We start from the raw sequence: 26,629 nt of genomic DNA on the forward strand, positions 1-26,629 counted from the left end.
ATCACCCCCCCCCCGGGGGGGGGCGCGCCCCCCGTCTTCCATACGCCGGGGTCGCACCGGCTGCCCAGGCCACCCCCCGCCGGGCGGGCCCCGGGGGGGGCCCCGCCCTTCCGGTTCCCGCTTACTTCCAGCCGTTGATGTGGGCGAAGCCCTCGCTGCCGCCGACCAGGTCGGTGGAGGTGGCGGCGCCGCCACCCCCACCGCCGGCGATGATGTCGGAGGTGTGGGCGACGCCGAAGCCCCCACCCGCCAGGAACGGCTCGTCGGCGCTGGCGACGATGCCGCCGCCGCCCTCCAGGCCCACGTGCGCGAACGCCGGGGTGGCGGCACCCGCGAGCGCCAGCGCGGCGGTGGCGGTCAGGGCGGCCTTGGCCAGCTTGCTCTTCATGGATCTTCCCTCTCTGTGGGAGCGCCCCCCGCGGGGCGCCTGCCTCTGACTCGTGATCACAGCGGCCCGTGCGGCCCGGCACCCCACGCGCCGGTCCGGACGGACGGTCACCCGGCCGGGTCGCACCCGTTCGGCGGCCCGGCCGGACGCTTCGGTCAAGCCCGGAGGGCCCGGGGAGACCTTCCTCCCCGGGCCCTCCGTCCGTGCCATGTCCCTTGATCAGCCGATCAGGTGCGAGATGCCCGCGTCGCCCGAGGACTGGGTGTTCTGGCCGACGTTGCAGATCTGCTTCGGGGTGCTGTTCAGGACCGGCACCTCGATCGGGACCGCGAGCCCGGCCGCGGCGGCGACGGCAATGTTGTGGATCTCCGGCAGGCAGATGTTCGGGTTGTCCAGGGTGTGGAAGTTCGGGCTGTTGTTGCCGTGGGTGCCGGTCTGGTTGGTGCCGCCGTTGCCCTGGACGGAGGTGGCGGCGCCGTCCGAGTCGGCGATGGCGGAGGCCGAGCCCGCGGACATCGCGAGGGCGGCGGCGGCCAGGCCTGCGGCGGCGAGGGACTTCTTGATCATTTCCGGTTTTCCTCTCGGGGGTGAATCGGGGAGCGATTCGGGGGTGGTTCGGGGGGTGGTGCAGGGGTGAGCTGAGCGGGGACCGTCAGCCGATCAGGTGGGACACGCCCGCGTCGCCGTGGCTCTGGGTGCCCTGGCCCTGGGTGCAGTACTGCTTGCCGCCGCTGTTGGCGATCGGGATCTCGATCGGGACCGCGACGCCCCCGGCCGCGGCGATGGCGATGTTGTGGATCTCCGGCAGGCAGACGTTCGCGTTGTCCAGGAAGTGGAAGTTCGGGCTGTTGTTCCCGACGGTGCCGGTGAAGTTGCTGCCGCCGTTGCCCTGAATGGTGGCGGCGGCGCCGTCCGAGTCACCGATGGCCGAGGCGGGCGCGGCGGCGGCGGCCAGCGCGGCGACGGCCAGGCCGGCGGCGGCGAAGGACTTCTGGATCATGGGGAGATCCCTCTCTGAAATGCTTTTCGGTTTCTGTGCGTAGCAACGCGTCGAACGCTCAGACCCGGTCTGCAGTCACTGACATCCAGATCAAAGAATGACGGCACGGAAGGTTACGGGGATTTTTGAAAAGGGTCCGGGAGGCGCGTCCGGGGACGGTTTCCGATGGGATTATTGCGCCGAATCGGTTAACGCCCGCAATCCGAACTCCTGGTCATTCGTTGCGCAGATTGCTTTCCGGCTGCGGCCCCGCAGCCCTCCCCGATGGATCTCCAGTCCTGGATCCCCAGGACGTCCCCAGTACGGACAGGTAGAACGGTGAAAAGCATGAAGTTCTCCAAGCGGGCCGGCGCGATGCTGCTGGCGGTCGGTGCGGGCGTGCTCGCCTCCCAGGGGGCGGCCTCCGCCGCCCAGGTAGGCCCCGACCAGGTCGGAGCCCTGGAGGACAAGCTGTCCACCCAGCAGGTCCCGGCGGACGTACCGCTGATCCCGCTGGGCAGCCGCGTCACCGCCGGCATCCCGACCACGCTGGTCATGCCGCCGGCGCCCGGCCGGACCACCGACAACGGGATGGTCCCGGAGCACCCGGTGCCCCAGCTGGCCACCGGCAAGCTCGGCCCGAGCGCCAGGGCCCAGCTGCCGCTGCCGCTGGTCGACCAGAGCGCCGACCTCGGCGATGTGCTGCTGGAGGCCCCGGCGGCGCCGCTCCAGGCCAAGACCCCCGGCCTGGACGTGGGCAAGCCGCTGGCGCTGGTGCAGGACGGCACCGGCCAGCTCGCCGACGGCCGGCTCCGGGTGGACGAGGTGGACCCGCGGCTGGTGCCCGCCGCCGTGCAGACCGTCCCAGGAGCCACCGCGAGCCTCGGCGGCGACCAGGAGCGGCTCTCCGCCACCGAGGCGGTGAACGACCTGGCCGACACCACCACGGCCACGGCCACCGGCGTGCTGCAGCAGACCAGCGCGACCGAAACGGCCACCGGCACCGCCGCCGGCCTGGTGCAGCAGAGCGGCCTGGCGCGACTGGCCGGACTGACCCGGCTCTGAGCCCGTCCCGGACGCGCCGGAGCCCGGCACCCCGCCTGGTGGCCAGGAGTGCCGGGCTCCGGCGCGTCCGGCCGCTCAGCCCGGCAGGACGCCGGACAGCCCGCCGACCAGCGGGAGGTCCTTGACCCCACCGCCCGCGCTCAGCGGACCGGTCAGCGTGCCGGTGCCGACCGGTGCCAGTCCCTGGTCGGGCTGGATGGTGGCGCCGTTGTTGAGCACGTCGGCCGAGGAGTTGGCCCACGGGTCCAGGCGCAGGCTCTTGAGCGGCGCGACGCCGTAGCCGAGCCCGGTCGTCGTCCCGTTCAGCGCCTGCCCGACGTCGGTCTTGGCCAGCGAGGCCGGGCCGGCCGCGGGCGATTGCCCGGACGGGGTGGCGGCCTGGGCCGAACCGGCGCCGAGCAGCACCACGGCACCCATGGCGGCGGCCAGGCCCGCCCCGCTCTTCATCGAAACCATGCGGTTCACCCTTCGGTGGATCGGGTTTTCCCGGACCGCCCGCCCGGGAATGCCGAACTGCCCCCCGGCCTGCTGGTCGGGGGGCAGTTCGGCCGGAACACGTGCCGATCGGGGATCAGCAGTCGTCGTCGTGCTTGGGGTGCACCTCCACGTTGGCGCAGGTGTTGCCGAAGGCCGGGTTCAGCAGGCCCGCGGCGTTGAGGGTGTTGCCGCAAAGGTTGATCGGGACGTGCACCGGGATCTGGACCTGGTTGCCGGAGACGACGCCGGGGGAGCCGGCGGCAACGCCCTGGGCGCCCGCGCTGGCGGCGGCGGAGCCCGCCGCGCCCAGCACCAGACCGACAGCGGCGGCGGAGAGGACAGTGACCTTCTTCATGTTCTGCATGGGGTTGATCTCCTCGATCACACAAGGGTGGAGCGTTTCCCGCGCCCCGGCGCTGCGGAGCGCGGCACGGGCACGGTGAGTCGGCGGTTGCCGGGTCAGCCGAGATTGGCGCACTTGTTGCCGAAGGCCGGGTTCAGCAGGCCGGCGGCGTCGACGGTGTTGCCGCAAAGGTTGATCGGGATGTGCACCGGGATCTGGATCTGGTTGCCGGAGACGACACCGGGGGAGCCGGCGGCCACACCCTCGGCGCCCGCGCTGGCGAACGCGCCGCCGGCGGCACCGAGCACCAGGCCGGTGGCGGCCACCGACAGGGCAGCGGCCTTCTGGAAGTTGCGCATGATTCTCCTCCGATTTCTGCCCGACGGAAGTGAGATGTCGGGAGTCGGGCGAGCAGGAATACTCACCCGAAGGCTTCAGGGATTTCCGTGAATGTCACTCCGACGGCGCACACCGGCGTGTTCAGCCCATGGCTCGGGCGTCGACGCAGCCGCCGCGTTTTTCCGGCGCCCCGCAGACGTTCCCGCACGGCCGGGAACGTCCGGGTCGCGATCAGGAATCCCCGGTCAGGCGTTCAGGTGGTGTCACCGAACGCCGGGTTCCGGGGGGCCCGCCATGCTGACCGACTTGCCGGTGGCCTCGGTGCCGACGAGGCCATGGGCGAGCTGCGCATGGGTGGTGCTCGATTCGTTGAGTAGGGCCGGGTGGATCGTCTTCCGTGGGGGAGAACGAGGCAGTGCGTGGGGGGAAACGGTCCGACCCGCCGATCACCCGAATGCACCGCTCAGCGGCCCTATTGCTCCGGACGGGTGACAGTGCGGGCGCCGTCGCAACCGCCCCGGACAGGTCTCGTTCTAGATGTCGCACTCCCCGTGCATCTCTGTTGAACAGTCAGGAGGCTCGCATGAGCATCAAGAAGACCGCCGCCGTCGGCGCGGCCGTGGTGGGCATCGTGGGCGCCGGCGCCGGCACCGCCATGGCCAGCGCGGGCGCCGAAGGTGTCGCCGCTGGTTCCCCCGGTGTCATCTCGGGGAACCAGATCCAGGTTCCGATCCACATCCCGATCAACCTGTGCGGCAACACCGTCGGCGTCACCGGTGCGCTGAACCCCGCGTTCGGCAACCACTGCCTCAACGCTGGCTGATTCCCCACCCGGTTCGGCCGGTGAGAGCCGCCGTTCCGCGCTTCCCTCCTGGGGCGCGGAGCGGCGGCTTTTCCGCGTCCGTACGGCGGACGACGGGTCAGTTCCCCGTGCTGTCACGAGTCTTGTTGCACTACTTGTCAGTACCTAGAATGCGAGACCTGCTCACCTTTCGGCACCTCTCTTGCTCCGCACCGCCGGGCACCCCCTGGCCCGGCGGTTCCCCCGCCCCGCAAGGAGTCGCGTGTGATCAGGTTCCGCACGTCCGCGGCGCGACGAGCGCGAACGGGCTCGTCCCGGTCCGCCGCGCTGCTCGCCACCGGCGTCCTCGTCGCCACCCTCGGCCTGGCCGGTGCTCCCGCCGCCCTCGCCGACGACGCCCCGGCCCCGGCCGCCACCCGCCCGGCCGCGATCGTCGCCCTCGGCGACAGCGCCATCTCCGGGGAGGGCGCCGGCACCGACACCGGCGACGGCTACTTCCCGGAGACCGACACCCCCACCAACTACTGCCACCGGCACCCCAAGTCGGAGATCTTCGTCACCGACATCCCCGGGGTCACCCCGATCGACCTCGCCTGCTCCGGCGCCCAGACCGGCGACCTGGTCAGCGACCCCGAGCTGGCCAAGATCACCGGCTCCGGCAGCGGAGACTTCGGCGAGCCCAAGCAGGACGTCAAACTCGCCGACACGGCGAGCAAGTACGACGTCAAGATGGTCGTCGTCACGATCGGCGCCAACGACGACTTCGACTTCAGCGGCATCATGATGCACTGCCTGGCGCAGTACTTCCCGATCCCCAAGGACCAGGGCTGCCGGGACACCATCGGCAGCGACGAGATCCGCCGGCGGGCCCAGCGGGTCCAGCCCAAGGTCGTCGCCGCGCTGCAGAACATCCGGCAGACCATGCGCAAGGCGGGCTACGCCGACTCCTCGTACCAGCTGGTCTACCAGTCGTACTTCAACCCGATCACCCCGGACATCCGGCGCAACGACTACCTGGGCAAGATCGCCGACGGCTGCCCGGCCTTCCCCGAGGACCTCGCCTGGGGCCACAACTGGGTGGTCCCCACCCTCAGCGACGCGCTCCGCGGCGCGGCCGAACAGGTGCCCGGCGTGCGGTACCTGGACCAGCGGCGGGTCGCCTTCGGGCACGAGGTGTGCGCGGAGTGGACGACGTCCCCGTACGAGTACTCCAACGGGGACGTCATCAACCTCTCCGAGTGGGCGCGCAACGGCTGCGACTCGCAGATCGGCATCCCCGGGCTGTGCATGAACATGGTCCGCCAGTCGTACCACCTGCGGGTGGCCGGCTACCGCGGTGAGGGCGTCTGCCTCGGCCAGTTCTTCGCCAGGCCCGACCAGACCGAGGCGTACTGCACGCTCAACCAGCAGAACACCACGTCGATCCAGCCGCTCACGCCCGGCAAGCCCTTCGGGGACGTCCCCGAGGACGGCTCCTGGTACCAGCTCACCAACGCGGCCACCGGCAACGCGCTCGACCTCTCCGGCGGCGGCACCTACGGCGACTCCACCGACGGACGGCCCGCCATCAGCTACCCGGCGGCCGGCGGGCTGAACCAGTCCTTCGTCCTGGAGGCCAAGTCCGGCGGCAGCTACGAGCTGGACTTCAGCGGCAACCGCGGCATGTGCCTGGACGCCGACGCCGCCGCCACCGCCCCCGGCACCCGGATCCAGCAGTGGGGCTGCAACGGCGGAGCCAACCAGCACTGGGTGTTCAAGCCGGCCGGCAACGGCAACTACAAGATCGCCGACTCGGCCGACCAGACCAAGGTCCTGGCCACCGGCGCCACCCTCGACGCCAAGGGCAACCCCTACGTCGAACTCGTCACCGACACCGGCGCCCCCGCCCAGCTCTGGCAGCTCACCAAGCTCGGCATCGTCTACGTCCACGGCTGACGTGGCTCAGGCCGTCGCCGCCCCAGCCGGGCGGCGACGGCCGCGCTCGTCGGGCAGGGCGTCCGACCGGCAGCAGTGCCGGATCCCACTGCACCCGCACCGGGCTCCGCCGCAGCTCCCGCTTCCACTCCGCCTGCGACTCGTGCACCCGCCGGGTGCAGGCGCTCGGCACGGCCCGCTCCAGCGCCCGGTCGAGGCCGTGCCGTAGGCTCACGGGAACGTCGTTGCGCCGGAGCCGCGCGCACCATGAGCGGGGCGGGGAGTACCCAGAGCAGATGAGCACGGCATCGAGTACGGAGTCGTCCAGCACTGAGCCGTCCAGCACCGAGCCGGTGGCTACGGGGGAGCGCTCCGAGGAGCGGACGGGCCGTGCGCCCGGGCGGTTCGGGGTGCTGGTGGACCGCTTCGCGCCCGCGCTCGGCGCGTACGCGGTGGTCAAGGCGATCGGCCTGACCGTCTTCCTGGTGCTGCTGGAGCACACCGGCGACTACCTGAAGAAGCAGGTCGGCCGCGGCGGCGGCGCCCACGCCTGGGACGTGCTGGGCACCTGGGACGGCATCTGGTACCAGCGGATCGCGGAGAACGGGTACGACCCGCAGCTGATCCCGCTGCACGGCTTCCCGCTGGCCACCTACTACGAGAACTCCGCCGCCTTCTTCCCGCTCTACCCCTGGCTGATGCGGCTGGTCGGCGCGGTGACCGGGCTCGGCCCGTACGGCTCCGGGATCGTGGTCTCGGTGCTGGCCTCGCTGGTCGCCGCGGCCGGGATCTTCGCGATCGCCGAGCGGCTCGCCGGCTTCCGGGCGGGTGTGATCGCCGCGGTGATCTGGGGCCTGTTCCCGGGCTCGGGCGTGGAGTGGGCGGTCTACTCGGACTCGCTGTTCGTCGCGCTCTCCGCCTGGGCCTGCTACTGCGTGATGACCCGTCGCTGGATCGCCGCGGGCCTGCTGGCCCTGGTCGCGGGCCTCAACCGGCCGACCGCCGCCGCGCTGATCGCCGCGGTCTCGATCGCCGCGCTGGTCGCGCTGGTCCGCCGCACCGACGGGGTGGGCCGCCCGCTGACGGCGGTGCTGATCACCCCGTGGGGCCTGATCGGCTACGTCGCGTGGGTCGGCTGGCGGATGGGCGACTGGGGCGGCTACTTCAAGCTCCAGCGCGGTGCCTGGAACCGCTACTTCGACTTCGGCGCCTCCACCCTGCGAACGATCATGGACGTGATCACCGGTCACTGGGACTTCTGGCAGTCCAACCCCGTGCCGGACCTGATCGCCATCGCGCTGCTGATCGCCCTGCCCGGCCTGCTGGTGCTGCTCCGGCAGGCCCGCCCGCCGCTGGTGCTGTGGGTGTACACCGCACTGACCATCTTCACCGCGCTGAGCAGCAACCAGATCTTCGGCAACATCTCGCGCTACCTGCTGCCGGCCTTCCCGCTGTTCATCGGCCTGGCGGTGGCACTGCGCCGGGTGCGGACCTCCTCGCTGGTCGGGATGTTCGCGATGCCGGTGATCGCGGCGGGCTGGTACGCGGGCTATGCGCTGTTCGAGTTGGGCATCCCGTAGGCCCGGCGTTGGTTGGCTACGGGATCATCCGGCAGCAGACGGGCCGTTGCTAACCTCGGACGCATGACGACGATCCCGCCCGTGCGCCAGATCCGTGACATCTCCGGCCTTCTGGACCACGCGAGCCACGTGCTGGCGACCCGGATGGCGGCGGCCTTCACCGAGCTCGGGATCACCCCCCGCGCGTACTGCGTCCTGTTCCACGCGCAGGAGGCCGAGCGTACCCAGATCCAGCTGGCCGAGCTGTCGGACCTGGACAAGACCACCATGGTGGTCACCGTCGACGAGCTGGAGAAGGCGGGCCTGGCCGAGCGCCGCCCGTCCGCCACCGACCGCCGGGCCCGGATCATCTCGGTCACCGAGGCGGGCGAGCGGGCCGTCGTGCAGGGCACCGCGATCGCCGACCGGGTCCATCGCGAGCTGCTGGAGTCGCTGCCGCAGCCGGAGCGGGAGGTCTTCGTCTCCGCCCTGGCCCGCCTGGTGGACGGGCACCTGGCGGAGCCGGTCGAAAGCGAACGCGCCGTCCGCCGTGCCCGCCGTTCCCGGAGCTGACGCCTCGCCTCCGCGCATCTGCTCCCGAGATAGATAGTCCCGAACAAAACAATCTGATAGCTTCCTTCCCGGTACTCGACGAACCGGGAGACCGCCATGACCACGCACGCCCCGGCCGCGCCCGACACGGCGCCCGCGGCCCCCGCCCGCCCCCGCCCCCGCGCCCTCGCCCTCGCGGTGCTCTGCGCCAGCATGCTGATGATCGTCCTGGACGGCTCGATCGTCACCGTCGCGCTGCCCGCCATCCAGGGCGACCTGCACTTCTCGCCCGCCGACCTCACCTGGACGGTCAACGCCTACCTGATCGCCTTCGGCGGCCTGCTCCTGCTGGCCGGCCGGCTCGGTGACCTGATCGGCCGCAAGCGCGTCTTCGTCGCCGGACTCGCCCTCTTCACCGCCGCCTCGCTGCTCTGCGCCGTCGCCACCGGTCAGGGGATGCTGATCGCCGCCCGTTTCCTCCAGGGCGTCGGCGGCGCGATGGCCTCGGCGGTCAGCCTCGGCATGGTCGTCACGCTCTACCCCGAGCCGGGCGAGCGCGGCCGCGCGATCGGCGCGTTCAGCTTCGTCGGCGCGGCCGGCGCCTCGATCGGCCAGGTCCTCGGCGGGGTCCTCACCCAGGCCCTCAGCTGGCACTGGATCTTCCTGATCAACCTGCCGCTCGGCCTCACCGCGGCCCTGCTGGCCGTCCGGGTGCTGGCTGCCGACGACGGCCCGGGCCTGCGGGCCGGTGCCGACGCCCTGGGCGCCGCACTGATCACCGCCGCCCTGATGCTCGGCATCTACACCATCGTCGGCACCGGCGCCCACGCCTGGACCTCGGCCCGGACCCTCGGGCTCGGCGCGCTCTCGCTCGTCCTGCTGGCCGCCTTCCTGCTCCGCCAGGCGCGGGCCGCCCAACCCCTGCTGCCGCTGCGGATGTTCCGCTCCCGCAACGTCTCCGGCGCCAACGCCGTACAGCTCCTGACCATCTCCGGGATGTTCGCCTTCCAGATCCTGGTCGCCCTGTACCTGCAGCAGGTCCTCGGCTACGGCGCTGCCGCCACCGGCCTCGCGATGCTGCCCGCCGCGGTCGCCATCGGGGCGGTGTCGCTGCTGCTCTCCGCCCGGCTGGGCGCGCGGTTCGGCGAGCGCGCGGTGCTGCTCGCCGGCCTCGCGATGCTGGTCGTCGCGCTCGGACTGCTGGCCCGGCTGCCGGCCGACGCCGACTACCCCGTCCACCTGCTGCCGACCATGCTGCTGATAGGCGGCGGCGGGCTGGTGCTGTCCGCGCTCGCGGTGCTCGGGATGTCCGGCGCCGGGCCGGAGGACGCGGGCACCGCCTCGGGCCTGTTCAACACCACCCAGCAGGTCGGCGGCGCGCTCGGCGTCGCGGTGCTCACCACCCTCGCCGACGGCCGCAGCGGAGCCCTGACCGCCGCCGGGCACCCGGCGGCCGAGGCGCTCACCGGCGGCTTCCGGCTCGCCTTCACGGTGGCGGCCGGGCTGCTCGCGGTGGCGCTGGTGCTGGCGGCGGTGGTGCTCCGGCCGACCGTCAACCCGGCCGACCGCCAAGGGGATCGGCCTCAGCCGGCGCAGTAGTGGTGGCGGTGGTGGGTGTAGTCGCCGTTGTCCCCGGCGCTGACGGCCTGGACCGCGACGGCGACCACCAGGACGGGCAGCAGGGCCACCAGCACGCCGTGCAGGAAGCCCGCCCGCACCATCGAGCGCCGCCGGAACGCGGCCACCACGATCCAGACGGCCCAGAAGGTCGCGAGGGCGCTCAGCGCCACACCCGTCCAGCCGAGCGGGAGGACGTAGCCGGGGGCGCCGTCACTGTCCTGGCACTTGCTCAACAGGCGTTGCACGGCCCGGACTTCGTCGGCCGACCACCAGCTGCAGGCCAGTCCGACGCCCATCAGCAGCAGTGGGTGGACGGCTTCGAACCGGCCACGGGAGGGCTCTCCTGTGGCCGGTGCCGCGTACGTCATGAACTCTTCCCCCGAGATGTGCCCCTGTTACGGCCAGACGAGGCAGTACAGCTGGTGGCCGGCCTCGTGCAGCCGGTTGGCGAAGTCCTGCCACTCGTGCAGCATCGTATAGATCACGAAGGCGTCGCGCGGACCGCGGCGGTCGGGGACGGTGGACCAGATGAAGGCGGCGGCGCCGAGCTCGGTCTCGTCCGCCTTGCGGAGCGGCTCGACCACGTTGTGAGGGAGTTGGACGACGGCGTAGTCGGGGTGCAGCACGACGAGTTCCAGCGGCGGCACCTGGTGCAGCGGAACGCCCTGGATGCCGGTGAGGACCATGGCGCTCATGGTCTCCGGCTTGATCTTGGTGGAGAGGTGGCCGGTGGGGGAGCCGCTGGTCTCCATCAGGTCGCCGAGCCGCCCCAGCGCGCCGAGTTCGCCGGCGTCCAGGCCGAGCCCGCCCGGACCGAGCGCGGTGGGGACTCTGGCGGCGGTCGCGCGGTCCGGTGCGCCGAAGTACTTGTAGGTCACCCCCACGCGTCCCTCACCCCGCCTCTCGCCGCCGCGACGACCACGACCCGTACCCGCTCCCGTACCCCCGCGTGCGGTTTCGGCGGGCCTGCGGGAGCCACCCGCCGCCTCGTCGAAGCCGTCCTGCGCCTCGGACACTCGGACCATCCTCACCGGAATTCGCCGGAATCGACAGACCCCCGCACGCCCGGCGCCCACCGGACGTGCTCCTTACCCGTCATGCGCCGCCGTGCCTACTCGCGGGCCGTACCCACTCGCGGCACACAGCAGTCCTCTCCACGCCCCTGTACACAACCGGAGCGCTCGCGCACTCTGTGCACACAGTCTGACTGGTCCGTGCTCCGGAACAGCCAGCGGCCCCGCCCGTGCACGACCGCCACGGACAACCGTCACGCACAACCGTACAGACAACGGTGCCCGGATCATCGTTCCAGATGATCGGGCCGGACATGCAGAGCTCAAGGACACGATTTGAGACCATGTCTCCCGTGAGCTATCCCTACGAAGCCCCCCAGTCCCAGTCGCTGTTCGATCGCGCCTCCGTGGTCACGCCCGGCGGCGTCAACTCCCCGGTGCGCGCCTTCCGCGCGGTAGGCGGTACGCCGCGCTTCATGGTGTCCGGCACCGGCCCCTACCTCACCGACGCCGACGGCCGTGAGTACGTCGACCTGGTGTGCTCGTGGGGTCCGATGATCCTCGGCCACGCGAACCCCGCCGTGATCGACGCCGTCCAGCGGGCCGTCGCCCTCGGCACCTCCTTCGGTACGCCCGGCCAGGGCGAGGTCGAGCTCGCCGAGGAGATCGTCGCCCGGGTCGCCCCGGTCGAGCAGGTCCGCCTGGTCTCCTCCGGCACCGAGGCCACCATGTCCGCGATCCGGCTCGCCCGCGGCTTCACCGGTCGGGCGAAGGTGGTCAAGTTCGCCGGCTGCTACCACGGTCACGTGGACGCGCTGCTGGCCGCCGCCGGTTCCGGCGTGGCCACCTTCGGCCTGCCGGACACCCCGGGCGTCACCGGCGCCCAGGCCGGCGACACCATCGTGCTGCCGTACAACGACCTGGCCGCGGTCGAGCAGGCCTTCGCCGCCCACCCGGGCGAGATCGCCTGCGTGATCACCGAGGCCTCGCCCGGCAACATGGGCGTCGTCCCGCCGCTGCCCGGCTTCAACGCGGGCCTGGCCCGGCTCTGCCGGGACAACGGCGCGCTGTTCATCTCCGACGAGGTGATGACCGGCTTCCGCGTCTCCAAGGCCGGCTGGTACGGCCTGGAGGCGGCGAACGAGGGCTGGGCGCCGGACCTGCTGACCTTCGGCAAGGTCATGGGCGGCGGCTTCCCGGCCGCGGCCTTCGGCGGCCGCGCCGACGTGATGGCCCACCTGGCCCCGGCCGGCCCGGTCTACCAGGCGGGCACCCTGTCCGGGAACCCGGTCGCCACCGCGGCCGGCCTGGCCCAGCTGCGCGGCTGCACCGACGAGGTGTACGCGACGGTGGACCGGGTCTCCGCCGAGATCTCCGGCCTGGTCTCCGAGGCGCTCACCAAGGAGGGCGTGGCGCACCGGCTGCAGACCGCCGGGAACATGTTCTCGGTGTTCTTCACCGAGGCCGCGGTCACCAACTACGACGAGGCCAGGACACAGGAGGCGTACCGTTTCACCGCCTTCTTCCACGCGATGCTGGCCGAGGGCGTCTACCTGCCGCCGTCCGCCTTCGAGTCCTGGTTCGTCTCGGCGAGCCACGACGAGCGGGCGATCGAGCGGGTCGCCGCCGCCCTGCCGGCCGCCGCCCGCGCCGCTGCCGCCGCAACGGCCTGAGTCCAGGAGTAGTCGAGAAGTGAGCGCCAAAGAGATCACCGTCGTCCACGTGATGCGTCACGGTGAGGTGCACAACCCGGAGGGCGTCCTGTACGGGCGGCTGCCGGACTACCACCTGTCCGAGCTGGGCCGGCAGATGGCCGACCGGGTCGCCGAGGACCTGGCCGGCCGGGACATCGCCCACGTGGTGGCCTCCCCGCTGGAGCGGGCCCAGGAGACCGCCGCGCCGATCGCCAAGGCGCACGGCCTGGACGTCGCGGTGGACGAGCGGCTGATCGAGGCGGAGAACGTCTTCGAGGGCAAGACCTTCGGCGTCGGCGACGGCTCGCTGCGGAACCCGGGTTACTGGAAGTACCTCACCAACCCGTTCAAGCCCTCCTGGGGCGAGCCGTACCTCGACCAGGCGGTGCGGATGATGGGCGCGCTCGGCGCCGCCCGGGACGCCGCCCGCGGGCACGAGGCGGTCTGCGTCAGCCACCAGCTGCCGATCTGGATCGTCCGCTCCTTCGTCGAGCGCCGCCGGCTCTGGCACGACCCGCGCAACCGGCAGTGCTCGCTGGCCTCGCTGACCAGTTTCACCTTCGAGGGCGACAGGATCGTCTCGGTCGGCTACCGCGAGCCGGCCCGCGACCTGCTGCCCGCGCACCTGGTGGGCAAGGGCCGCAAGGGCGACAAGCCGGTGGGCAGGAGCTTCGGCGCCTGAGGCCCGTAAGGGGTGCGTAAGTATGACTTCGGGTCACCTGGCGAGCGCCGGGTGACCCGAAGTCTTCGCAGCTCAGAGGGGGTGCGGCGCGCAAGGGAGGACCCCCCCGAACCCGCCCGGAACTCCATGCGAAACTTTTCACATGTCTGCCATGACGCGCCCCCGTCCCCGTGTCGCCGCAGCCGCCGCCACAGTCGCCGCCGCTGCGCTCGTCCTCACCGGCTGTTCCTCCTCGGGCTCGTCGAGCAGCGAAGGCCAGGTCGGCTTCGTCACCGTCAAGGGGACCAACCTGTCCAAGGCCGAGGCGGGCAAGCGCGGGGACGCGCCGGACATCTCCGGGGAGACCCTGGAGGGCAACCAGGTCAAGCTCTCGGACTACCGGGGCAAGGTCGTGGTGCTGAACGTGTGGGGCTCCTGGTGCGGGCCGTGCCGGGCCGAGGCGAAGAACCTCCAGGCCGTCGCGGACGAGTACAAGGACAAGAACGTCCAGTTCCTGGGCATCAACACCCGGGACACCGACAGGACCAACGCCGTCCGCTTCGAGCAGGAGCAGGGCGTCGGATTCCCGAGCATCTTCGACCCGGCGGGCACCCAGCTGCTCAAGTTCCCCAAGGGCAGCCTCAACCCGCAGTCCATCCCGACCACCCTGATCGTCGACCGCGACGGCAAGCTGGCCGCCCGCGCCGTCGGCGGGACGACCCAGGAGGCGCTGGAGTCGATCGTCCAGCCGGTGGTCGCGGAGCTGCAGCAGTGAGTGCGCCGCTCCGGCTCGCGGACACCTTCACCACCGTGCAGAGCGGTGCGCTGCTGGCCGCCGCGCCGATCGCGCTGGCGGCCGGGCTGGTGTCCTTCTTCTCGCCCTGCGTGCTGCCGCTGGTGCCCGGCTACCTGTCGTACGTGACCGGCTTCTCCGCCGCCGACCTCGCCGACGCCCGCGGAGCCAGGCGCGGCCGGATGCTGCTCGGGGCGACGCTGTTCATCCTCGGCTTCACCGTGGTCTTCGTCTCCGGCGGGGCGCTGTTCGGCCAGTTCGGCAACACCCTCCAGGAGCACAAGCGGGTCATCTCGATCGTGCTCGGCTCGCTCACCGTGGTGATGGGACTCGCCTTCGTGGGCCTCGTCCCCGGCCTGAGCATGCGCGAGGTGCGCTCGCACCGCCGCCCGGCCGTCGGCCTGCTCGGCGCGCCGCTGCTGGGCATGGTCTTCGGCGTCGGCTGGACGCCCTGCATCGGCCCGACCCTGGCCGCCGTCCAGACCCTGTCCCTGAACCAGGCGGACGCGGCGCGCGGGGCCCTGCTGATGACCTTCTACTGCCTGGGCCTCGGCGTACCGTTCGTCGTGGCCGCGCTGGCGTTCCGCCGGGCGCTGGGCGCCTTCGGGTGGGTCAAGCGGCACTACCCGCTCGTCATGCGGATCGGTGGCGGCATGCTCGTCGCGGTCGGTCTGCTGCTCGTCACCGGGATCTGGGATTCCTGGATGAGCGAACTGCAGTCCTGGACCGCCGACTCCCAGATCGGAATCTGACCGTGAGCAAGACCACGACCGGTACCGAGCTGCCCCCGGCGCCGGACGACGACACCGCCGCGGAGCGGCTCAGCACCGCGCCGGTCGAGTCCGAGGGGCCGACCGGCATAGGGGTGCTCGGCTGGGCGCGCTGGATGTGGCGCCAGCTGACCTCGATGCGGGTCGCCCTGATCCTGCTGTTCCTGCTGTCGCTGGCCGCCATCCCGGGCTCGCTGATCCCGCAGAACGGCCAGAACCAGTTCAAGGTGCAGACCTGGAAGGCGCAGCACACCGCGGTCGCGCCGATCTACGAGAAGCTCCAGCTGTTCGACGTCTACAGCTCGGTCTGGTTCTCGGCGATCTACATCCTGTTGTTCGTCTCGCTGGCCGGCTGCATCGTCCCGCGCACCTGGCAGTTCGTGGGTGTGCTGCGCTCCCAGCCGCCGGCCACGCCGCGCAACCTGACCCGGATGCCGGTGTACGCGGCCTGGCGCACCGGTGCGGATGCGGAGCGGGTGAACGCGGCCGCCCACCGGCTGCTGCGCAAGCGCGGCTTCCGCGCCAGCCTGTCGGGCGGCTCGGTGGCCGCCGAGAAGGGCTACCTGCGCGAGGTCGGCAACCTGCTGTTCCACCTGTCGCTGTTCGCGCTGCTCGGCGGCTTCGCCTGGGCCAGCCTGGCCTCCGGCACCGGCGGCAAGCTGATGGTCGAGGGCCAGGGCTACTCCAACACCATCACCCAGCTCGACGACTTCACCGGCACCCGGTTCTACGGGAACCAGGACCTCGACCCCTTCTACCTGAAGCTCGACGACTTCACCTCGAAGTTCCAGAACACCGGTGACCAGATGGGCGCCGCCCGCCAGTTCACCGCGAACGTCGAGTACTACCAGGGCAGCGACGACTCGAAGCTGAGGAAGGGGACGATCGAGGTCAACCACCCGCTGGAGATCGGCGGCAGCAAGGTCTACCTGATCGGCCACGGCTACGCCCCGGTGATCACCGTGAAGAACGGCAAGGGCGCCGTGGTCTACCACGACGTCGTGCCGTTCCTGCCGCAGGACGCCAACCTGACCTCGACCGGCGTGGTGAAGGTCTCCGACTACGGCGCCGGCCCGGACGGCAACAAGACCCAGCTGGGCTTCTCCGGCTTCTTCCTGCCGACCGCCCCGCTGAGTTTCGCCGGCACCGGCCCGATCTCGCTGTTCCCCGGCGACGCCGCCCCCGAGCTGGTGCTGAACGCCTTCTCCGGCGACCTCGGCACCGACTCCGGCCTGCCGCAGAACATCTACCAGCTGAACACCTCCAAGCTGACCCAGCTGCAGCAGGACGGCCAGCCGGCCAAGGCCCTGCTCAAGCCCGGCCAAGCCTGGGAGCTGCCGAACGGCTACGGCACCGTCACCTTCGAGGGCTACAAGCAGTGGGCGAGCTTCAACGTCTCGCACCGGCCCGGCAACGCGATCGCGCTGACCGGCGCCGTCCTGGCGATCCTCGGCCTGATCGGCTCGCTGTTCATCCAGCGCCGCCGGATCTGGGTGCGGGCGGTGGCCCTGCCGGGCGGCGGCACCCAGGTGGAGCTGGCCGGTCTGGCCCGCAGCGAGTCGGCGAAGATCGCCGAGGAGCTGGCCGGGCTCGCGGTGGACCTCCAGGACGACGCCCCGGCGTCGGAGGACGAGGACGAGGCCGCGGAAGCCGACGCCGAGGGCGCAGCCGACGAAGCAGTACCCGACGACCCCGAGGCCGAGGCCTCAGACCCCGCAGTCCCTGCCGACCAGAACTCCAAGGAGTAGACGGTGCATCTCGCCTCGGGAGTCGACCCACAGTTGGCCGACCTCTCCAACAAGCTGATCTATTCGGCGATGGCGGTCTACACGATCGCCATGTTCGCCCACATGTTCGAGTGGACGTTCGGCAGCAAGGGCGCGGTCGCCGTCCGCTCCAAGGAGCAGTCGGGCAACCTGGCCGAGACCGTCGCCGCCGCCGAGACCAAGGCCGCCAAGAAGGTCACCGTCACGGTGGCCGGGGCGAAGGGCGGCACCACCACGCTCACCCGCACCGTCCTGGCGGGCGAGGGTGCGACGGTGGTCACCGGCGGCGGTCGCGGCGACGAGGACGTGGACGGCCCGGGCGCGGCCGGCACCAGCGAGAAGGCCGACCTGGCCGGCCGCATCGCGATCTCGCTCACCGTCCTGGCGCTGCTGCTGCACGGCGGCGGCATCGTCGCCCGCGGCCTCTCGGTCTCCCGCTGGCCGTGGGGCAACATGTACGAGTTCTCCTGTGCCTTCGCCTTCGCGATGACGGCCGCGTACGTGGCCCTGCTGGCCGCGCGGAAGAACGTCCGCTGGCTCGGCCTGCCGGTCACCGTGGCGGTGCTGCTGACGCTCGGCATCGCGACCCAGGTGCTGTACACCGACTCCGAGCAGCTCGTCCCCGCGCTGCACTCGTACTGGCTGGCGATCCACGTCTCCACCGCGATCTTCTGCGGCGGCGCCTTCTACGCGGCGTTCATCGCCACCCTGCTGTACCTCGGCAAGGACTCCTTCGACAGGCGGATGGCGGCCGGCCTGACCACCGGCCCGCTGGGCACCTCGCCGTCGATCTGGCGCCGGCTGCCCGCCGCGTCCACCTTCGACAAGCTGTCCTACCGGATCAACGCCCTGGTCTTCCCGCTGTGGACCTTCACCATCATCGCGGGCGCGATCTGGGCCGAGGCCGCCTGGGGCAAGTACTGGGAGTGGGACCCGAAGGAGACCTGGTCGTTCATCACCTGGGCCGCCTACGCCGCCTACCTGCACGCCCGCGCGACGGCCGGCTGGAAGGGCCGCAAGGCCGCGTACCTGGCGCTGGCGGCCTTCGCCTGCTGGCTCTTCAACTACTACGGCGTGAACATCTTCGTCACCGGCAAGCACTCCTACGCGGGGATCTGACCGGGGCGGCGCACCGACCGGCCCGGCTTTCCGCAGGAGTAGCCGGGCCGAGGTGCAACAGGGGTAGTTCGTGCCGGCCGTCCGTGCCGGTACGGGGAGGAACGAGGAGGAAATCGCGCAATGGAGTGCGACGAGGTCATGCTGACCGTCCGAATCACCGCCGCCGAGCAGCTGCTGCTCCGACGGCTCGCCCAGGGACACCGCAGCGACGTGTCCGAAGTGGTGGCCGACGCTCTGCTGGACATCATCCCCACGCTCAGCGCGCCGGGGGACGCCTACCGGCTGCTGAGCGCCCTCGCCACGCCGGCGCCTTGCGCGCTGACCGTCTGGCTGCCGACCGCGCTGGCCGACCTGCTGGTGCCCGGCGCGGCCCGGATCGCCCAGATCACCGACGTCCGGATCGAGTCGGCCAGCGCCGCCCTGGGCGCGGCGCTGCGGCTCTGGCTGGCCCAGGACCCGGTCCGGCTGGCGGCCAACCTCAGCGTGATGCACGCCGGCCGGCCGGCCACCCTGGTGGCCGCCTGACGCAGGCCGTCCGGCGGGCTCAGCTGGCCAGCGGCAGCAGGCCGGGAACGGCGGGGCGGCCGTCGAAGGCGTCCCGCCGGACCGGCACCCGCGGACCGTCGACCGGCTCGGTGAGCAGCCGGCACTCGGCCGCCGTCCGCCCGTCCTGGAGCAACCGCACCAGGACGGGAGTGCGGCGGCCGTCCGCTGACCGCTCGCGGACGGCCCGGACGGAGCAGGGCCGGTCCAGCTCGATGTAGCGGTCGAAGGAGGACACCAGCTCGACCGGCACCACCGGCTCGGGGTGGTGCAGCCGCTGGGCGGCCTGCCGGGCGGCCTCCAGCACCAGCATCCCGGGCACGTGGTCCAGCTCGTGGTCGAACAGCACCGGGTGGCCGGCGTCGGCGCGCAGCAGCCAGGTGTCCGGCCGCAGGGTCGGGCTGAGCACCACGTCCGCGGGCTGCGCCCGGCCGACGAGTTCGGGCGCGGCGGGCTCCGGCGGCAGCGGCGGGGTGACGGCGCACCGGCCGGGGCCGCGCAGTCGCTCGTACGAGGCGGGGGTGACCACCCGCAGCTGGCCGGAGCCGTGGCCGATGGGCAGGCCGTCCCGGGTGATCTCGGCGTGCACCCGCAGCGAGGCGAGCCGGCCGTGCCGCATCCGGACGTCCTGGCAGCCGACGGCGAGCATCAGCGAGGCCGGGCCGGCGGTGACGGCGAGGCCCGGCAGGCCCGCCTCGCCGAGCGCGTAGCCGAGGTCCTCCATGACGAAGTGGTGGTCGCGCGGCACCCCGAAGCCGGCGTGGCCGATCAGCAGCCCGGCCTGCCGGACGGTCTCGGCCATCAGCACCGGGTCGTGGTAGCGGTCGCCGGGCAGCCGGTAGAAGCCGTGCAGACGGGGCCACTGGGCGCCGAGCAGGAAGTCGTACGGGCCGGTGGCCTGCCAGCCGGTGAGGAAGACCTCGGAGACCGAGGCGCGGTGCACCAGGTGCCGGGAGACGGTCCGGTCGTGGAAGTCGTAGCCGGCGCCCGGGGCCGTGCTCGGACGTAGGCCGGAGCCGGGGTGGGCGTACGGGCCGTGAACGCCCGGCTCTACGATCAATGGCATGACTGGCCCCAGCTCCAGGGTCTCGGTCGAGCGGCCGCTACGGACGCCCCAGCAAAACATACATACCACCCGGTTTGTCTTCTGGGGCCGGGGGTGGCCCCGCCGAAGTGTCCGGACGGACCACGCTACCCGGCCCCTGGTCTGCGGTAATGCCCGAATCCCGGAGGGCAGACCTTGGGCGGGGGGCGGTCCCCGCTGGACGGCGGGGTCGGCACAGGCGCTAGATTAGATACCAACCATGCGGTTTCGGTGGATGCCGTCCGCATGCGAGGCGCCGCCACCGACCGAGGGCGCGCCGACAGCAGCCGGGTGGGGCGGGGAGCGCGACCGGCGGAGTCCGGAGGGGTCAGTGGTCAAGCAGGAACGCGCGGGGCGGACCAGGCAGGCCGTGCTGCTCGCGGCCGCGGACACCTTCGCGCGGGTCGGGTTCGAGGCCGCCAGCCTGGTCGACATCAGTCGCCGGGCCGGGGTGAGCAAGGGCGCCCTCTACTTCCACTTCGTCTCCAAGCAGGCGCTGGCCGACGGCGTCCGGGCCGCCGCCGGGCGGGAGATCGGCGCGGCCGCGCTGCGCGCCCTGCGCGCCGAGGGCCGGGCCGTCCAGGGGCTGATCGACTTCTCGTACGAACTGGCCCGGCTGCTGCGCGAGGACGTGGTGGTGCGGGCCGGCGTCCGGCTCGGCCGCCAGGGGCCGCGAGCGGATGGCTGCACCTCGGGACCGGAGACCACCTGGCGCAGCCTCACCGCCGTCGTCCACCGCCTGCTGGACCGCGCCGACCGGGCCGGCGAGCTGCGCCCGGGAGCGGACCGGCGCGCCTGCGCCGAGCTGCTCACCACGGTGGCGGCGGGTCAGGTGCTGCTGGCCGCCGACCAGGTCGGGCGCCCGACCCCGGAGGCCGTCCGGCGGCTCTGGGCGGCCGCACTGCCGGCCCTGGTGGGGCCGGAGGACTGCGGGGGCTACCAGGTCTGAGCGCGGTGGGCGCGGCGGCCCCGGTCAGCGGCGCTCGGCCACGCTCAGCCGGGCGAGCGCGTGGGGCTGGACCAGCCCCGGCAGCAGCAGTGTCCACAGGTCGGCCATCCGCTGGATCAGGTCCTGCCGGTCGGCCAGCACCTGGGAGCTCAGCTGGATCCCGGTCACCGCGCCGGTGATCACCCCGGAGGCCGCCACCAGGTCGACCCCCGGGTGGAGGTCCCCGGCCTCCCGGGCGCGTTCCAGCAGCTCGCGGACCAGGTCCATCCAGCCCTGGTAGGCGGCGATCTGCGGCTGGGTGAAGCTGCCGTGCTCGATCGTCAGCCGGATGCTGCCGCGCACCAGCGGGTCCTCCTGGAGCGCCCGGGCGAACGCGTACCCGAGGTCGATCAGGGTCTGCACGGGGCTGTCCGAGGACGGCACCCAGGAGGCGATCCAGGCGCCCTGGCCCTCGATCACGGCGAGCGCCAGCTCTTCCTTGGAGTGGAAGTGGAAGTACAGCGCGCCCTTGGTGACGCCGGCCCGGTCCAGGATCTCGGCCATCGTGGCGGCGGCGTAGCCCCGCTCGTCGAACACCTCGGCCGCCGCGAGGAGTACGGCCTGGCGGGTCGCCAGCGCGCGGGCCTGCCTGGCCATCGCAGCCTCCCTGGAAAGTTCTGTACCTCGGCAGCGGCCGATCCTATGGGGGCCGACGGGGCGACGGGCGCGAACCGTCCGGTAGGCATCCTACCGAGCCGCTCCGTGCCCGATCGGAAGGGTGCGAACGGTGCGCACCCGCCGGTGACCGGCCCCGGAACGCCGGAACGGCCCGACGGCCGGTCACCCGGGTGGGGTGACCGGCCGTCGGGGGAAGTCCGGAACCGTCAGGCGGCCTGCTGCCAGCTGACCGGCGAGTAGTACGCCGGGCGGCGCTCCAGCCGCTGCCAGTTGGCGATCGGCTCGACCTGCGCGACGGCCGCGGTCGGCCGGGCGACGGCCGTGCGGGCCGCCAGAACGGCGGTGAGGGCGGCGAGTTCCTCGGCGGAGAGGCTGCCGCGGACGATGCGGACGAGGGGTTCGGCGGAAGCGGTCATGTCCTGGTTTCTCCCCCGGTTGTTGTTGCTGCGGTGTGTGGTGGCGCTCGGTACGGCCTGCTGCGAACCGCGCCGTTACATCGGCGGGTTGCCGTGCTTGCGGCTGGGCAGGTCGGCGTGCTTGGTGCGGAGCATGGCCAGGGCGGAGGCGATCACCTGGCGCGTCTCGGCCGGGTCGATGACGTCGTCCACGAGGCCGCGCTCGGCCGCGTAGTACGGGTGCATCAGCTCGTTCTTGTATTCCTTGATCTTCTGGGCCCGCATGGCGTCCGGGTCCTCGGCGGCGTTGATCTCGCGGCGGAAGATGACGTTGGCGGCGCCCTCGGCACCCATCACCGCGATCTCGTTGGTCGGCCAGGCGTAGGACAGGTCCGCGCCGATGGAGCGGGAGTCCATCACGATGTACGCGCCGCCGTAGGCCTTGCGCAGGATCAGCGAGATGCGCGGCACGGTGGCGTTGCAGTACGCGTACAGCAGCTTGGCGCCGTGCCGGATGATGCCGCCGTGCTCCTGGTCGACGCCGGGCAGGAAGCCGGGGACGTCCAGCAGGGTGACCAGCGGGATGTTGAAGGCGTCGCACATCTGGACGAAGCGCGCGGCCTTCTCGCTGGCGTTGATGTCCAGCACGCCGGCCAAGGACTGCGGCTGGTTGGCGATGATGCCGGTGACGTGGCCGTCGACCCGGGCCAGCACGCACAGCACGTTGGTCGCCCAGCGCTCGTGGACCTCCAGGTACTCGCCGTGGTCGACGATCTCCTCGATCACCTTGCGCATGTCGTACGGGCGGTTGCCGTCGGCGGGCACGAGGTCCAGCAGGCTGTCGTTGCGGCGCTCGACCGGGTCCTCGCTGACCACGGACGGCGGCATCTCGCGGTTGTTCTGCGGCAGCAGCGACAGGAGGTAGCGGACCTCCTCGATGCAGGACTGCTCGTCGTCGTAGACGAAGTGCGAGACGCCCGAGACACCGGCGTGCACGTCGGCGCCGCCCAGGCCGTTCTGGCTGATCTTCTCGCCGGTCACCGCCTGGACCACGTCCGGGCCGGTGATGAACATCTGCGAGGTCTCGCGGACCATGAAGACGAAGTCGGTCAGCGCGGGGGAGTACGCGGCGCCGCCGGCGCACGGGCCGAGCATCACCGAGATCTGCGGGATGACCCCGGAGGCCTTGGTGTTGCGCTGGAAGATGCCGCCGTAACCGGCCAGGGCGGTGACGCCCTCCTGGATGCGGGCGCCGGCGCCGTCGTTCAGCGAGACCAGCGGGGCACCGGCCGCGATGGCCATGTCCATGATCTTGTGGATCTTCTGCGCGTGGGCCTCGCCCAGGGCGCCGCCGAAGATCCGGAAGTCGTGCGCGTACGTGAACACGGTGCGCCCGTGCACGGTGCCCCAGCCGACGATCACGCCGTCGGTGTGCGGCTTCTTGGCCTCCAGGCCGAAGCCCTGGGCGCGGTGCCGGCGCAGCGGCTCGACCTCGCGGAAGGAGCCCTCGTCCAGCAGCAGCTCGATGCGCTCGCGGGCGGTCAGCTTGCCCTTCGCGTGCTGGGCCTCCGTGGCCTTCTCGCTCGGGCCGCGACGCACCTTCTCGCGGAGCTCGTGGAGCTCGGCGACCCGCCCCTTGGCGTCGACCGGGACCTCGGGGACCTCGCCGCCGACCGGCGCCTCATGCACAACCGTCATCTCGAACCACTCCAAGGGTGAGGGAACTGTCCGACAGCCAACGTCTGCTGTGCCCCCAGCTGCGAATCAATTTCTTCACTTATGACTGTACGAGGGGCCGCGCGCTGGTTTCGGCGTCGATTCCGTACAAGGTCGAGTTCGTTTAGCTGTGAGGCCTGTACAGAAGCGGCCGGGTCGGATGGGGTGCGCTCGGTGTCCGTTCGAATACTGAGGGTGGTCGTGCAGATGATGGTCCGATGATCTGAGCGTGAAGAAAAGCGCAGGTCAGGGCTGTCTCGCAGCACTGTAGGACGGCCGTCTGGAGTCCGGCTAAAGCGCCGCTCGACCAGGACGCCGGGAACGGGCCGATTCGTGCCAGACGGTCCCCGGTCGTAGGGAAGCGCCAAAAACACCGCAGCCCACCCGCAGATGGCCGGGTGGGCTGTCCGGGGGAGCGGGCGGACCGCTCCGATCAGCTCTTCCGCCCGTCCTCGGGCTCGTCGCCGCCGCGCAGCTCGCGCTCCCGGCGGCGCAGATCGGCCTCCCACTGCCGGAGCATGTCCTCGTGGTCCTTGTCGTTCCCCTTCAACGACCCGTTCCCGAGGGACGCGAGGAACTCCGGATCGTCGTCCGGCGCCAGCGGCCGGCCGCCCCGCGCGGCGCCGTACCCAGCCAGGCCGCCGGCGGCCGGCTGCCCCGGCCGCCCGTCCGGCGCGCCGGACGGCAGGAAGCCGCGTCGCTTGCCGGCCACCAGCCAGGCGATCGGGCCGAGCGGCGGGAAGAGCAGCACGACGATCAGCCAGACCGGCTTCGGCAGGTGCTTCACCTCGCCCTCGGGCGTCACCAGGCAGTCGATGAACGCCCACACCCACAGCGCGAGCGGCAGGACGATGGTCAGAAGAATCCTCAGCACGGCTGCGATCTCCCCCCCGTCGAGGGCGGTAGCGGCGGGCGCCTTCCCGGGCCCTTGACGCAAGCCAGGCTATCGGGTGGCGGATACTGACAGGCATGGCATACGACGATCTCCGCTCGTTTCTCCGGGCCCTCGACCGCGAGGGCGACCTCAGGCGCATCAAGGCGGAGGTGGACCCCCACCTGGAGATCGGCGAGATCGTCGATCGCGTGCAGAAGGCCAAGGGCCCGGCGCTGTTGTTCGAGAACGTCAAGGGCTCGTCGATGCCGCTCGCGATGAACGTCTTCGGCACCGAACGGCGCCTCGCCAAGTCGCTCGGCCTCAAGGGCCCGGAGGACATCTCCGAGAAGATCGCCGGCCTGCTCAGGCCGGAGCTGCCGCAGGGCTTCACCGGCTTCCGGGACGCCTTCGGCAAGCTCGCCTCGATGGCGCACGTCCCGCCCCGGCACGTGAAGTCCGGCGACGCCCCGGTCCAGGAGGTCGTGCTCACCGGCGACGACGTCAACCTGGACGAGCTGCCCGCCCTCTTCACCTGGCCGCTGGACGGCGGCTCCTTCTTCAACCTGGGCCTGACCCACACCAAGGACCCGGACACCGGCATCCGCAACCTCGGCCTCTACCGGCTCCAGCGGCACGACCGCCGCACCATCGGGATGCACTGGCAGATCCACAAGGACAGCCGCAACCACTACGCGGTCGCCGCGAAGCGCGGTGAGCGGCTCCCGGTCGCGATCGCCTTCGGCTGCCCGCCGGCCGTCACCTACGCGGCCACCGCGCCGCTGCCCGGCGACATCGACGAGTACCTGTTCGCCGGCTTCATCGCGGGCGAGCGGGTGCGGATGGTCGACTGCAAGACCGTCCCGCTGCAGGTCCCGGCCGACGCCGAGGTGGTCCTGGAGGGCTGGCTGGAGCCCGGCGAGATGCTCCCCGAGGGCCCGTTCGGCGACCACACCGGCTTCTACACCCCGCAGGAGCCCTTCCCGGCGCTGACGATCGACTGCGTGACGATGCGCCGCCGTCCGATCCTGCAGTCCATCGTGGTCGGCCGCCCGCCGACGGAGGACGGCCCGCTGGGCAAGTTCACCGAGCGGTTCTTCCTGCCGCTGCTGAAGATCATCATCCCGGACATCGTCGACTACGACCTGCCCGAGGCCGGCGGCTTCCACAACTGCGTGATCGTCTCGATCGACAAGAAGTACCCCAAGCACGCCCAGAAGACGATGCACGCGATCTGGGGCGCCCACATGATGTCGCTCACCAAGCTGATCATCGTGGTGGACTCCGACTGCGACGTCCACGACTACCAGGAGGTCGCCTGGCGGGCGTTCGGGAACGTCGACTACAGCCGCGACCTCACCGTGGTCGAAGGCCCGGTCGACCACCTCGACCACGCCTCCTACCAGCAGTTCTGGGGCGGCAAGGCGGGCATCGACGCGACCCGCAAGCTCCCCGAGGAGGGCTACACCCGGGACGGCGGCTGGCCGGAGATGGTGTCCTCGGACCCGGCCACGGCCGCACTGGTCTCGCGTCGCTGGAAGGAGTACGGACTGTGAGCACGGCCGCCGTCGAGACCCCCGGGCGCACCCGGGCCTTCCTGCGCCTGGTGATGATCGAGCACTCGGTCTTCGCCCTGCCCTTCGCCTACATCGCCGCGCTGACCGCCATGTTCCTGGCCGACAAGCGGGTGCACTGGGGCGAGCTGTTCGTGGTCACCGTCTGCATGGTCGGCCTGCGCACCTTCGCGATGGCCGCCAACCGGATCATCGACCGTGAGCTCGACGCCCGGAACCCGCGCACGGCCGGGCGCGAACTGGTCACCGGCGCCGTGTCGTTGAAGACCGCGTACGTCGGGTCGGCGGTCGCCCTGGTGGTGTTCCTCGGCGCCGCGGCGATGCTCAACCCGCTCTGCCTGGCCCTCGCCCCCGTGGCCGTGGTGCCGATGGTCGTCTACCCGTACGGCAAGCGGTTCACCAACTTCCCGCAGGCGATCCTGGGCCTGGCCCAGGCCATGGGACCGGTGGGCGCCTGGCTCGCGGTGAGCGGCACCTGGTCCTGGGAGGCCGTGGTGCTGGGCGTCGCGGTCGGCATCTGGATCGGCGGCTTCGACCTGATCTACGCCTGCCAGGACGTCGAGTCCGACCGGGAGAACGGCGTCGGCTCCCCGCCGGCCCGCTTCGGCGTCCCGGCCGCGATCCGGGGTGCCCGGGTCTGCCACGTCCTCACCACCCTGCTGCTCGGCTGGTTCGCGGTCCTCAGCCACGCCGGCCCGGCGTTCTGGGTGGGCCTGCTGGTCGTCGCCGGCGCCTTCGTCTACGAGCACACCATCGTGCGCCCCAACGACCTGTCCAGGCTCAACCGGGCCTTCTTCCAGACCAACAGCTTCGTCGGCATCTCCCTCTTCTTCTTCGCCCTGGTCGACCTGGTCGTCCGCGGCCTCGGCATCTGACCCCGCGGCGCCCGCCGGAACCCCGCGGGCCCCCCGCCACCCGGGCCGGCGGCAACAACCCCATAAAGTAGGCCCCGAAAAACGCCCCGGGAGCACACACCCCCAAAAAAC

The 26,629-nt window shown here is 71.7% G+C and carries 30 protein-coding genes; 16 read left to right on the top strand and 14 right to left on the bottom strand.

Annotation, left to right across the window (positions count from 1 at the left end; translation table 11 throughout):
- Positions 1–121: 121 nt before the first annotated feature.
- The 3 genes from ACFV1W_RS03395 to ACFV1W_RS03405 all read right to left on the bottom strand — a co-directional run bounded on the left by ACFV1W_RS03395 (position 122) and on the right by ACFV1W_RS03405 (position 1,388).
- Entirely contained in the window at positions 122–388 is a 267-nt protein-coding gene (locus ACFV1W_RS03395; protein ID WP_380412645.1) for a hypothetical protein, read from the bottom strand.
- A 219-nt stretch (positions 389–607) separates the two neighbouring features.
- Positions 608–955 (bottom strand): rodlet layer protein, encoded by a 348-nt coding sequence (locus ACFV1W_RS03400; RefSeq protein WP_380412646.1) that lies wholly within the window; start codon positions 953–955, stop codon positions 608–610.
- A gap of 85 nt (positions 956–1,040) precedes the next feature.
- Entirely contained in the window at positions 1,041–1,388 is a 348-nt protein-coding gene (locus ACFV1W_RS03405; RefSeq protein ID WP_380412647.1) for a rodlet layer protein, read from the bottom strand.
- Between the two features lie 327 nt (positions 1,389–1,715).
- Here ACFV1W_RS03405 and ACFV1W_RS03410 point away from each other — a divergent pair, with 327 nt between their 5' ends.
- Positions 1,716–2,432, top strand: coding sequence for a hypothetical protein (locus ACFV1W_RS03410; protein ID WP_380412648.1), 717 nt, complete (start codon positions 1,716–1,718; stop codon positions 2,430–2,432).
- A 75-nt stretch (positions 2,433–2,507) separates the two neighbouring features.
- On the opposite strand, the gene ACFV1W_RS03415 is transcribed toward ACFV1W_RS03410, so the two are convergent.
- The 3 genes from ACFV1W_RS03415 to ACFV1W_RS03425 form a co-directional block, all read right to left on the bottom strand.
- On the bottom strand, positions 2,508–2,888 hold the full coding sequence (locus ACFV1W_RS03415; protein WP_380412650.1) for a hypothetical protein: 381 nt from the start codon (positions 2,886–2,888) through the stop codon (positions 2,508–2,510).
- Between the two features lie 115 nt (positions 2,889–3,003).
- The gene (locus tag ACFV1W_RS03420) at positions 3,004–3,273 is read right to left on the bottom strand and encodes a chaplin (RefSeq protein ID WP_380412651.1); all 270 of its coding nucleotides are present in this window, start codon (positions 3,271–3,273) and stop codon (positions 3,004–3,006) included.
- A 95-nt stretch (positions 3,274–3,368) separates the two neighbouring features.
- Positions 3,369–3,611: a chaplin gene (locus ACFV1W_RS03425; RefSeq protein WP_380412652.1), complete on the bottom strand. Its 243-nt coding sequence runs from the start codon at positions 3,609–3,611 to the stop codon at positions 3,369–3,371.
- A gap of 563 nt (positions 3,612–4,174) precedes the next feature.
- On the opposite strand from ACFV1W_RS03425, the gene ACFV1W_RS03430 reads away from it, so the two are divergent.
- Positions 4,175–4,414: a chaplin gene (locus tag ACFV1W_RS03430; protein ID WP_380412654.1), complete on the top strand. Its 240-nt coding sequence runs from the start codon at positions 4,175–4,177 to the stop codon at positions 4,412–4,414.
- 243 nt (positions 4,415–4,657) lie between these two features.
- Positions 4,658–6,328, top strand: a complete 1,671-nt coding sequence (locus ACFV1W_RS03435) for an RICIN domain-containing protein (protein ID WP_380412656.1) — start codon at positions 4,658–4,660, stop codon at positions 6,326–6,328.
- Here ACFV1W_RS03435 and ACFV1W_RS03440 read toward each other — a convergent pair.
- Complete coding sequence (locus ACFV1W_RS03440) at positions 6,294–6,653, bottom strand: DUF4291 family protein (RefSeq protein ID WP_380412658.1); 360 nt, start codon at positions 6,651–6,653, stop codon at positions 6,294–6,296. The genes ACFV1W_RS03435 and ACFV1W_RS03440 overlap by 35 nt on opposite strands.
- Here ACFV1W_RS03440 and ACFV1W_RS03445 point away from each other — a divergent pair.
- The 3 genes from ACFV1W_RS03445 to ACFV1W_RS03455 all read left to right on the top strand — a co-directional run bounded on the left by ACFV1W_RS03445 (position 6,604) and on the right by ACFV1W_RS03455 (position 10,017).
- Positions 6,604–7,887 carry a glycosyltransferase family 39 protein gene (locus ACFV1W_RS03445; protein WP_380412660.1) on the top strand — a complete coding sequence of 428 codons (1,284 nt, stop codon included), beginning with the start codon at positions 6,604–6,606 and terminating at the stop codon, positions 7,885–7,887. The genes ACFV1W_RS03440 and ACFV1W_RS03445 overlap by 50 nt on opposite strands.
- Positions 7,888–7,950: 63 nt before the next feature.
- Positions 7,951–8,439 (top strand): MarR family winged helix-turn-helix transcriptional regulator, encoded by a 489-nt coding sequence (locus tag ACFV1W_RS03450; RefSeq protein WP_380412662.1) that lies wholly within the window; start codon positions 7,951–7,953, stop codon positions 8,437–8,439.
- 96 nt (positions 8,440–8,535) lie between these two features.
- A complete protein-coding gene (locus ACFV1W_RS03455) occupies positions 8,536–10,017 on the top strand; it encodes an MFS transporter (RefSeq protein WP_380412664.1) in 1,482 nt (493 codons plus the stop codon).
- Here ACFV1W_RS03455 and ACFV1W_RS03460 read toward each other — a convergent pair.
- Positions 10,002–10,406, bottom strand: coding sequence for a hypothetical protein (locus tag ACFV1W_RS03460; RefSeq protein WP_380412666.1), 405 nt, complete (start codon positions 10,404–10,406; stop codon positions 10,002–10,004). The two genes, ACFV1W_RS03455 and ACFV1W_RS03460, sit on opposite strands and share 16 nt — an antisense overlap.
- A gap of 27 nt (positions 10,407–10,433) precedes the next feature.
- The gene (locus tag ACFV1W_RS03465) at positions 10,434–10,916 is read right to left on the bottom strand and encodes a hypothetical protein (protein WP_072655062.1); all 483 of its coding nucleotides are present in this window, start codon (positions 10,914–10,916) and stop codon (positions 10,434–10,436) included.
- A gap of 479 nt (positions 10,917–11,395) precedes the next feature.
- Here ACFV1W_RS03465 and hemL point away from each other — a divergent pair, with 479 nt between their 5' ends.
- The 7 genes from hemL (at position 11,396) to ACFV1W_RS03500 (ending at position 18,379) form a co-directional block, all read left to right on the top strand.
- Complete coding sequence (hemL, locus tag ACFV1W_RS03470; RefSeq protein ID WP_380412668.1) at positions 11,396–12,724, top strand: glutamate-1-semialdehyde 2,1-aminomutase; 1,329 nt, start codon at positions 11,396–11,398, stop codon at positions 12,722–12,724.
- Positions 12,725–12,776: 52 nt separating this feature from the next.
- The gene (locus ACFV1W_RS03475; RefSeq protein WP_380412825.1) at positions 12,777–13,427 is read left to right on the top strand and encodes a histidine phosphatase family protein; all 651 of its coding nucleotides are present in this window, start codon (positions 12,777–12,779) and stop codon (positions 13,425–13,427) included.
- 151 nt (positions 13,428–13,578) lie between these two features.
- Positions 13,579–14,181: a TlpA family protein disulfide reductase gene (locus ACFV1W_RS03480; protein ID WP_380412670.1), complete on the top strand. Its 603-nt coding sequence runs from the start codon at positions 13,579–13,581 to the stop codon at positions 14,179–14,181.
- The gene (locus ACFV1W_RS03485; RefSeq protein ID WP_380412672.1) at positions 14,178–14,951 is read left to right on the top strand and encodes a cytochrome c biogenesis CcdA family protein; all 774 of its coding nucleotides are present in this window, start codon (positions 14,178–14,180) and stop codon (positions 14,949–14,951) included. Before ACFV1W_RS03480 ends, ACFV1W_RS03485 begins: the two co-directional genes overlap by 4 nt.
- 2 nt (positions 14,952–14,953) lie before the next feature.
- On the top strand, positions 14,954–16,717 hold the full coding sequence (locus ACFV1W_RS03490; protein ID WP_380412673.1) for a cytochrome c biogenesis protein ResB: 1,764 nt from the start codon (positions 14,954–14,956) through the stop codon (positions 16,715–16,717).
- 3 nt (positions 16,718–16,720) lie between these two features.
- Positions 16,721–17,854, top strand: coding sequence for a c-type cytochrome biogenesis protein CcsB (gene ccsB / locus ACFV1W_RS03495; protein ID WP_380412675.1), 1,134 nt, complete (start codon positions 16,721–16,723; stop codon positions 17,852–17,854).
- Between the two features lie 120 nt (positions 17,855–17,974).
- Positions 17,975–18,379, top strand: coding sequence for a hypothetical protein (locus ACFV1W_RS03500; RefSeq protein WP_030284256.1), 405 nt, complete (start codon positions 17,975–17,977; stop codon positions 18,377–18,379).
- Between the two features lie 19 nt (positions 18,380–18,398).
- Here the strand turns inward: ACFV1W_RS03500 and ACFV1W_RS03505 are convergent, their stop codons facing one another.
- Complete coding sequence (locus ACFV1W_RS03505) at positions 18,399–19,463, bottom strand: ScbA/BarX family gamma-butyrolactone biosynthesis protein (RefSeq protein ID WP_380412678.1); 1,065 nt, start codon at positions 19,461–19,463, stop codon at positions 18,399–18,401.
- 349 nt (positions 19,464–19,812) lie between these two features.
- On the opposite strand from ACFV1W_RS03505, the gene ACFV1W_RS03510 reads away from it, so the two are divergent.
- Positions 19,813–20,430: a ScbR family autoregulator-binding transcription factor gene (locus ACFV1W_RS03510; RefSeq protein WP_380412680.1), complete on the top strand. Its 618-nt coding sequence runs from the start codon at positions 19,813–19,815 to the stop codon at positions 20,428–20,430.
- Between the two features lie 24 nt (positions 20,431–20,454).
- Here ACFV1W_RS03510 and ACFV1W_RS03515 read toward each other — a convergent pair whose 3' ends face one another.
- From ACFV1W_RS03515 to ACFV1W_RS03530, 4 genes are all read right to left on the bottom strand, one after another.
- Positions 20,455–21,066 carry a ScbR family autoregulator-binding transcription factor gene (locus ACFV1W_RS03515; RefSeq protein ID WP_380412682.1) on the bottom strand — a complete coding sequence of 204 codons (612 nt, stop codon included), beginning with the start codon at positions 21,064–21,066 and terminating at the stop codon, positions 20,455–20,457.
- A 227-nt stretch (positions 21,067–21,293) separates the two neighbouring features.
- Positions 21,294–21,503 (bottom strand): acyl-CoA carboxylase epsilon subunit, encoded by a 210-nt coding sequence (locus ACFV1W_RS03520; RefSeq protein ID WP_380412684.1) that lies wholly within the window; start codon positions 21,501–21,503, stop codon positions 21,294–21,296.
- Positions 21,504–21,578: 75 nt separating this feature from the next.
- On the bottom strand, positions 21,579–23,180 hold the full coding sequence (locus ACFV1W_RS03525; RefSeq protein ID WP_030284248.1) for an acyl-CoA carboxylase subunit beta: 1,602 nt from the start codon (positions 23,178–23,180) through the stop codon (positions 21,579–21,581).
- 451 nt (positions 23,181–23,631) lie between these two features.
- Positions 23,632–24,072: a PLD nuclease N-terminal domain-containing protein gene (locus ACFV1W_RS03530; protein ID WP_380412686.1), complete on the bottom strand. Its 441-nt coding sequence runs from the start codon at positions 24,070–24,072 to the stop codon at positions 23,632–23,634.
- A gap of 95 nt (positions 24,073–24,167) precedes the next feature.
- On the opposite strand from ACFV1W_RS03530, the gene ACFV1W_RS03535 reads away from it, so the two are divergent.
- Together ACFV1W_RS03535 and mqnP are read left to right on the top strand one after the other, a co-directional pair.
- Complete coding sequence (locus tag ACFV1W_RS03535) at positions 24,168–25,625, top strand: menaquinone biosynthesis decarboxylase (protein WP_380412688.1); 1,458 nt, start codon at positions 24,168–24,170, stop codon at positions 25,623–25,625.
- Entirely contained in the window at positions 25,622–26,518 is an 897-nt protein-coding gene (gene mqnP / locus ACFV1W_RS03540; protein WP_380412690.1) for a menaquinone biosynthesis prenyltransferase MqnP, read from the top strand. Before ACFV1W_RS03535 ends, mqnP begins: the two co-directional genes overlap by 4 nt.
- Positions 26,519–26,629 lie beyond the last annotated feature (111 nt).

Origin of the sequence: Kitasatospora sp. NPDC059648 (genome assembly GCF_042734825.1) — a bacterium.
In the GTDB taxonomy this organism is placed as follows: Bacteria; Actinomycetota; Actinomycetes; order Streptomycetales; family Streptomycetaceae; genus Kitasatospora.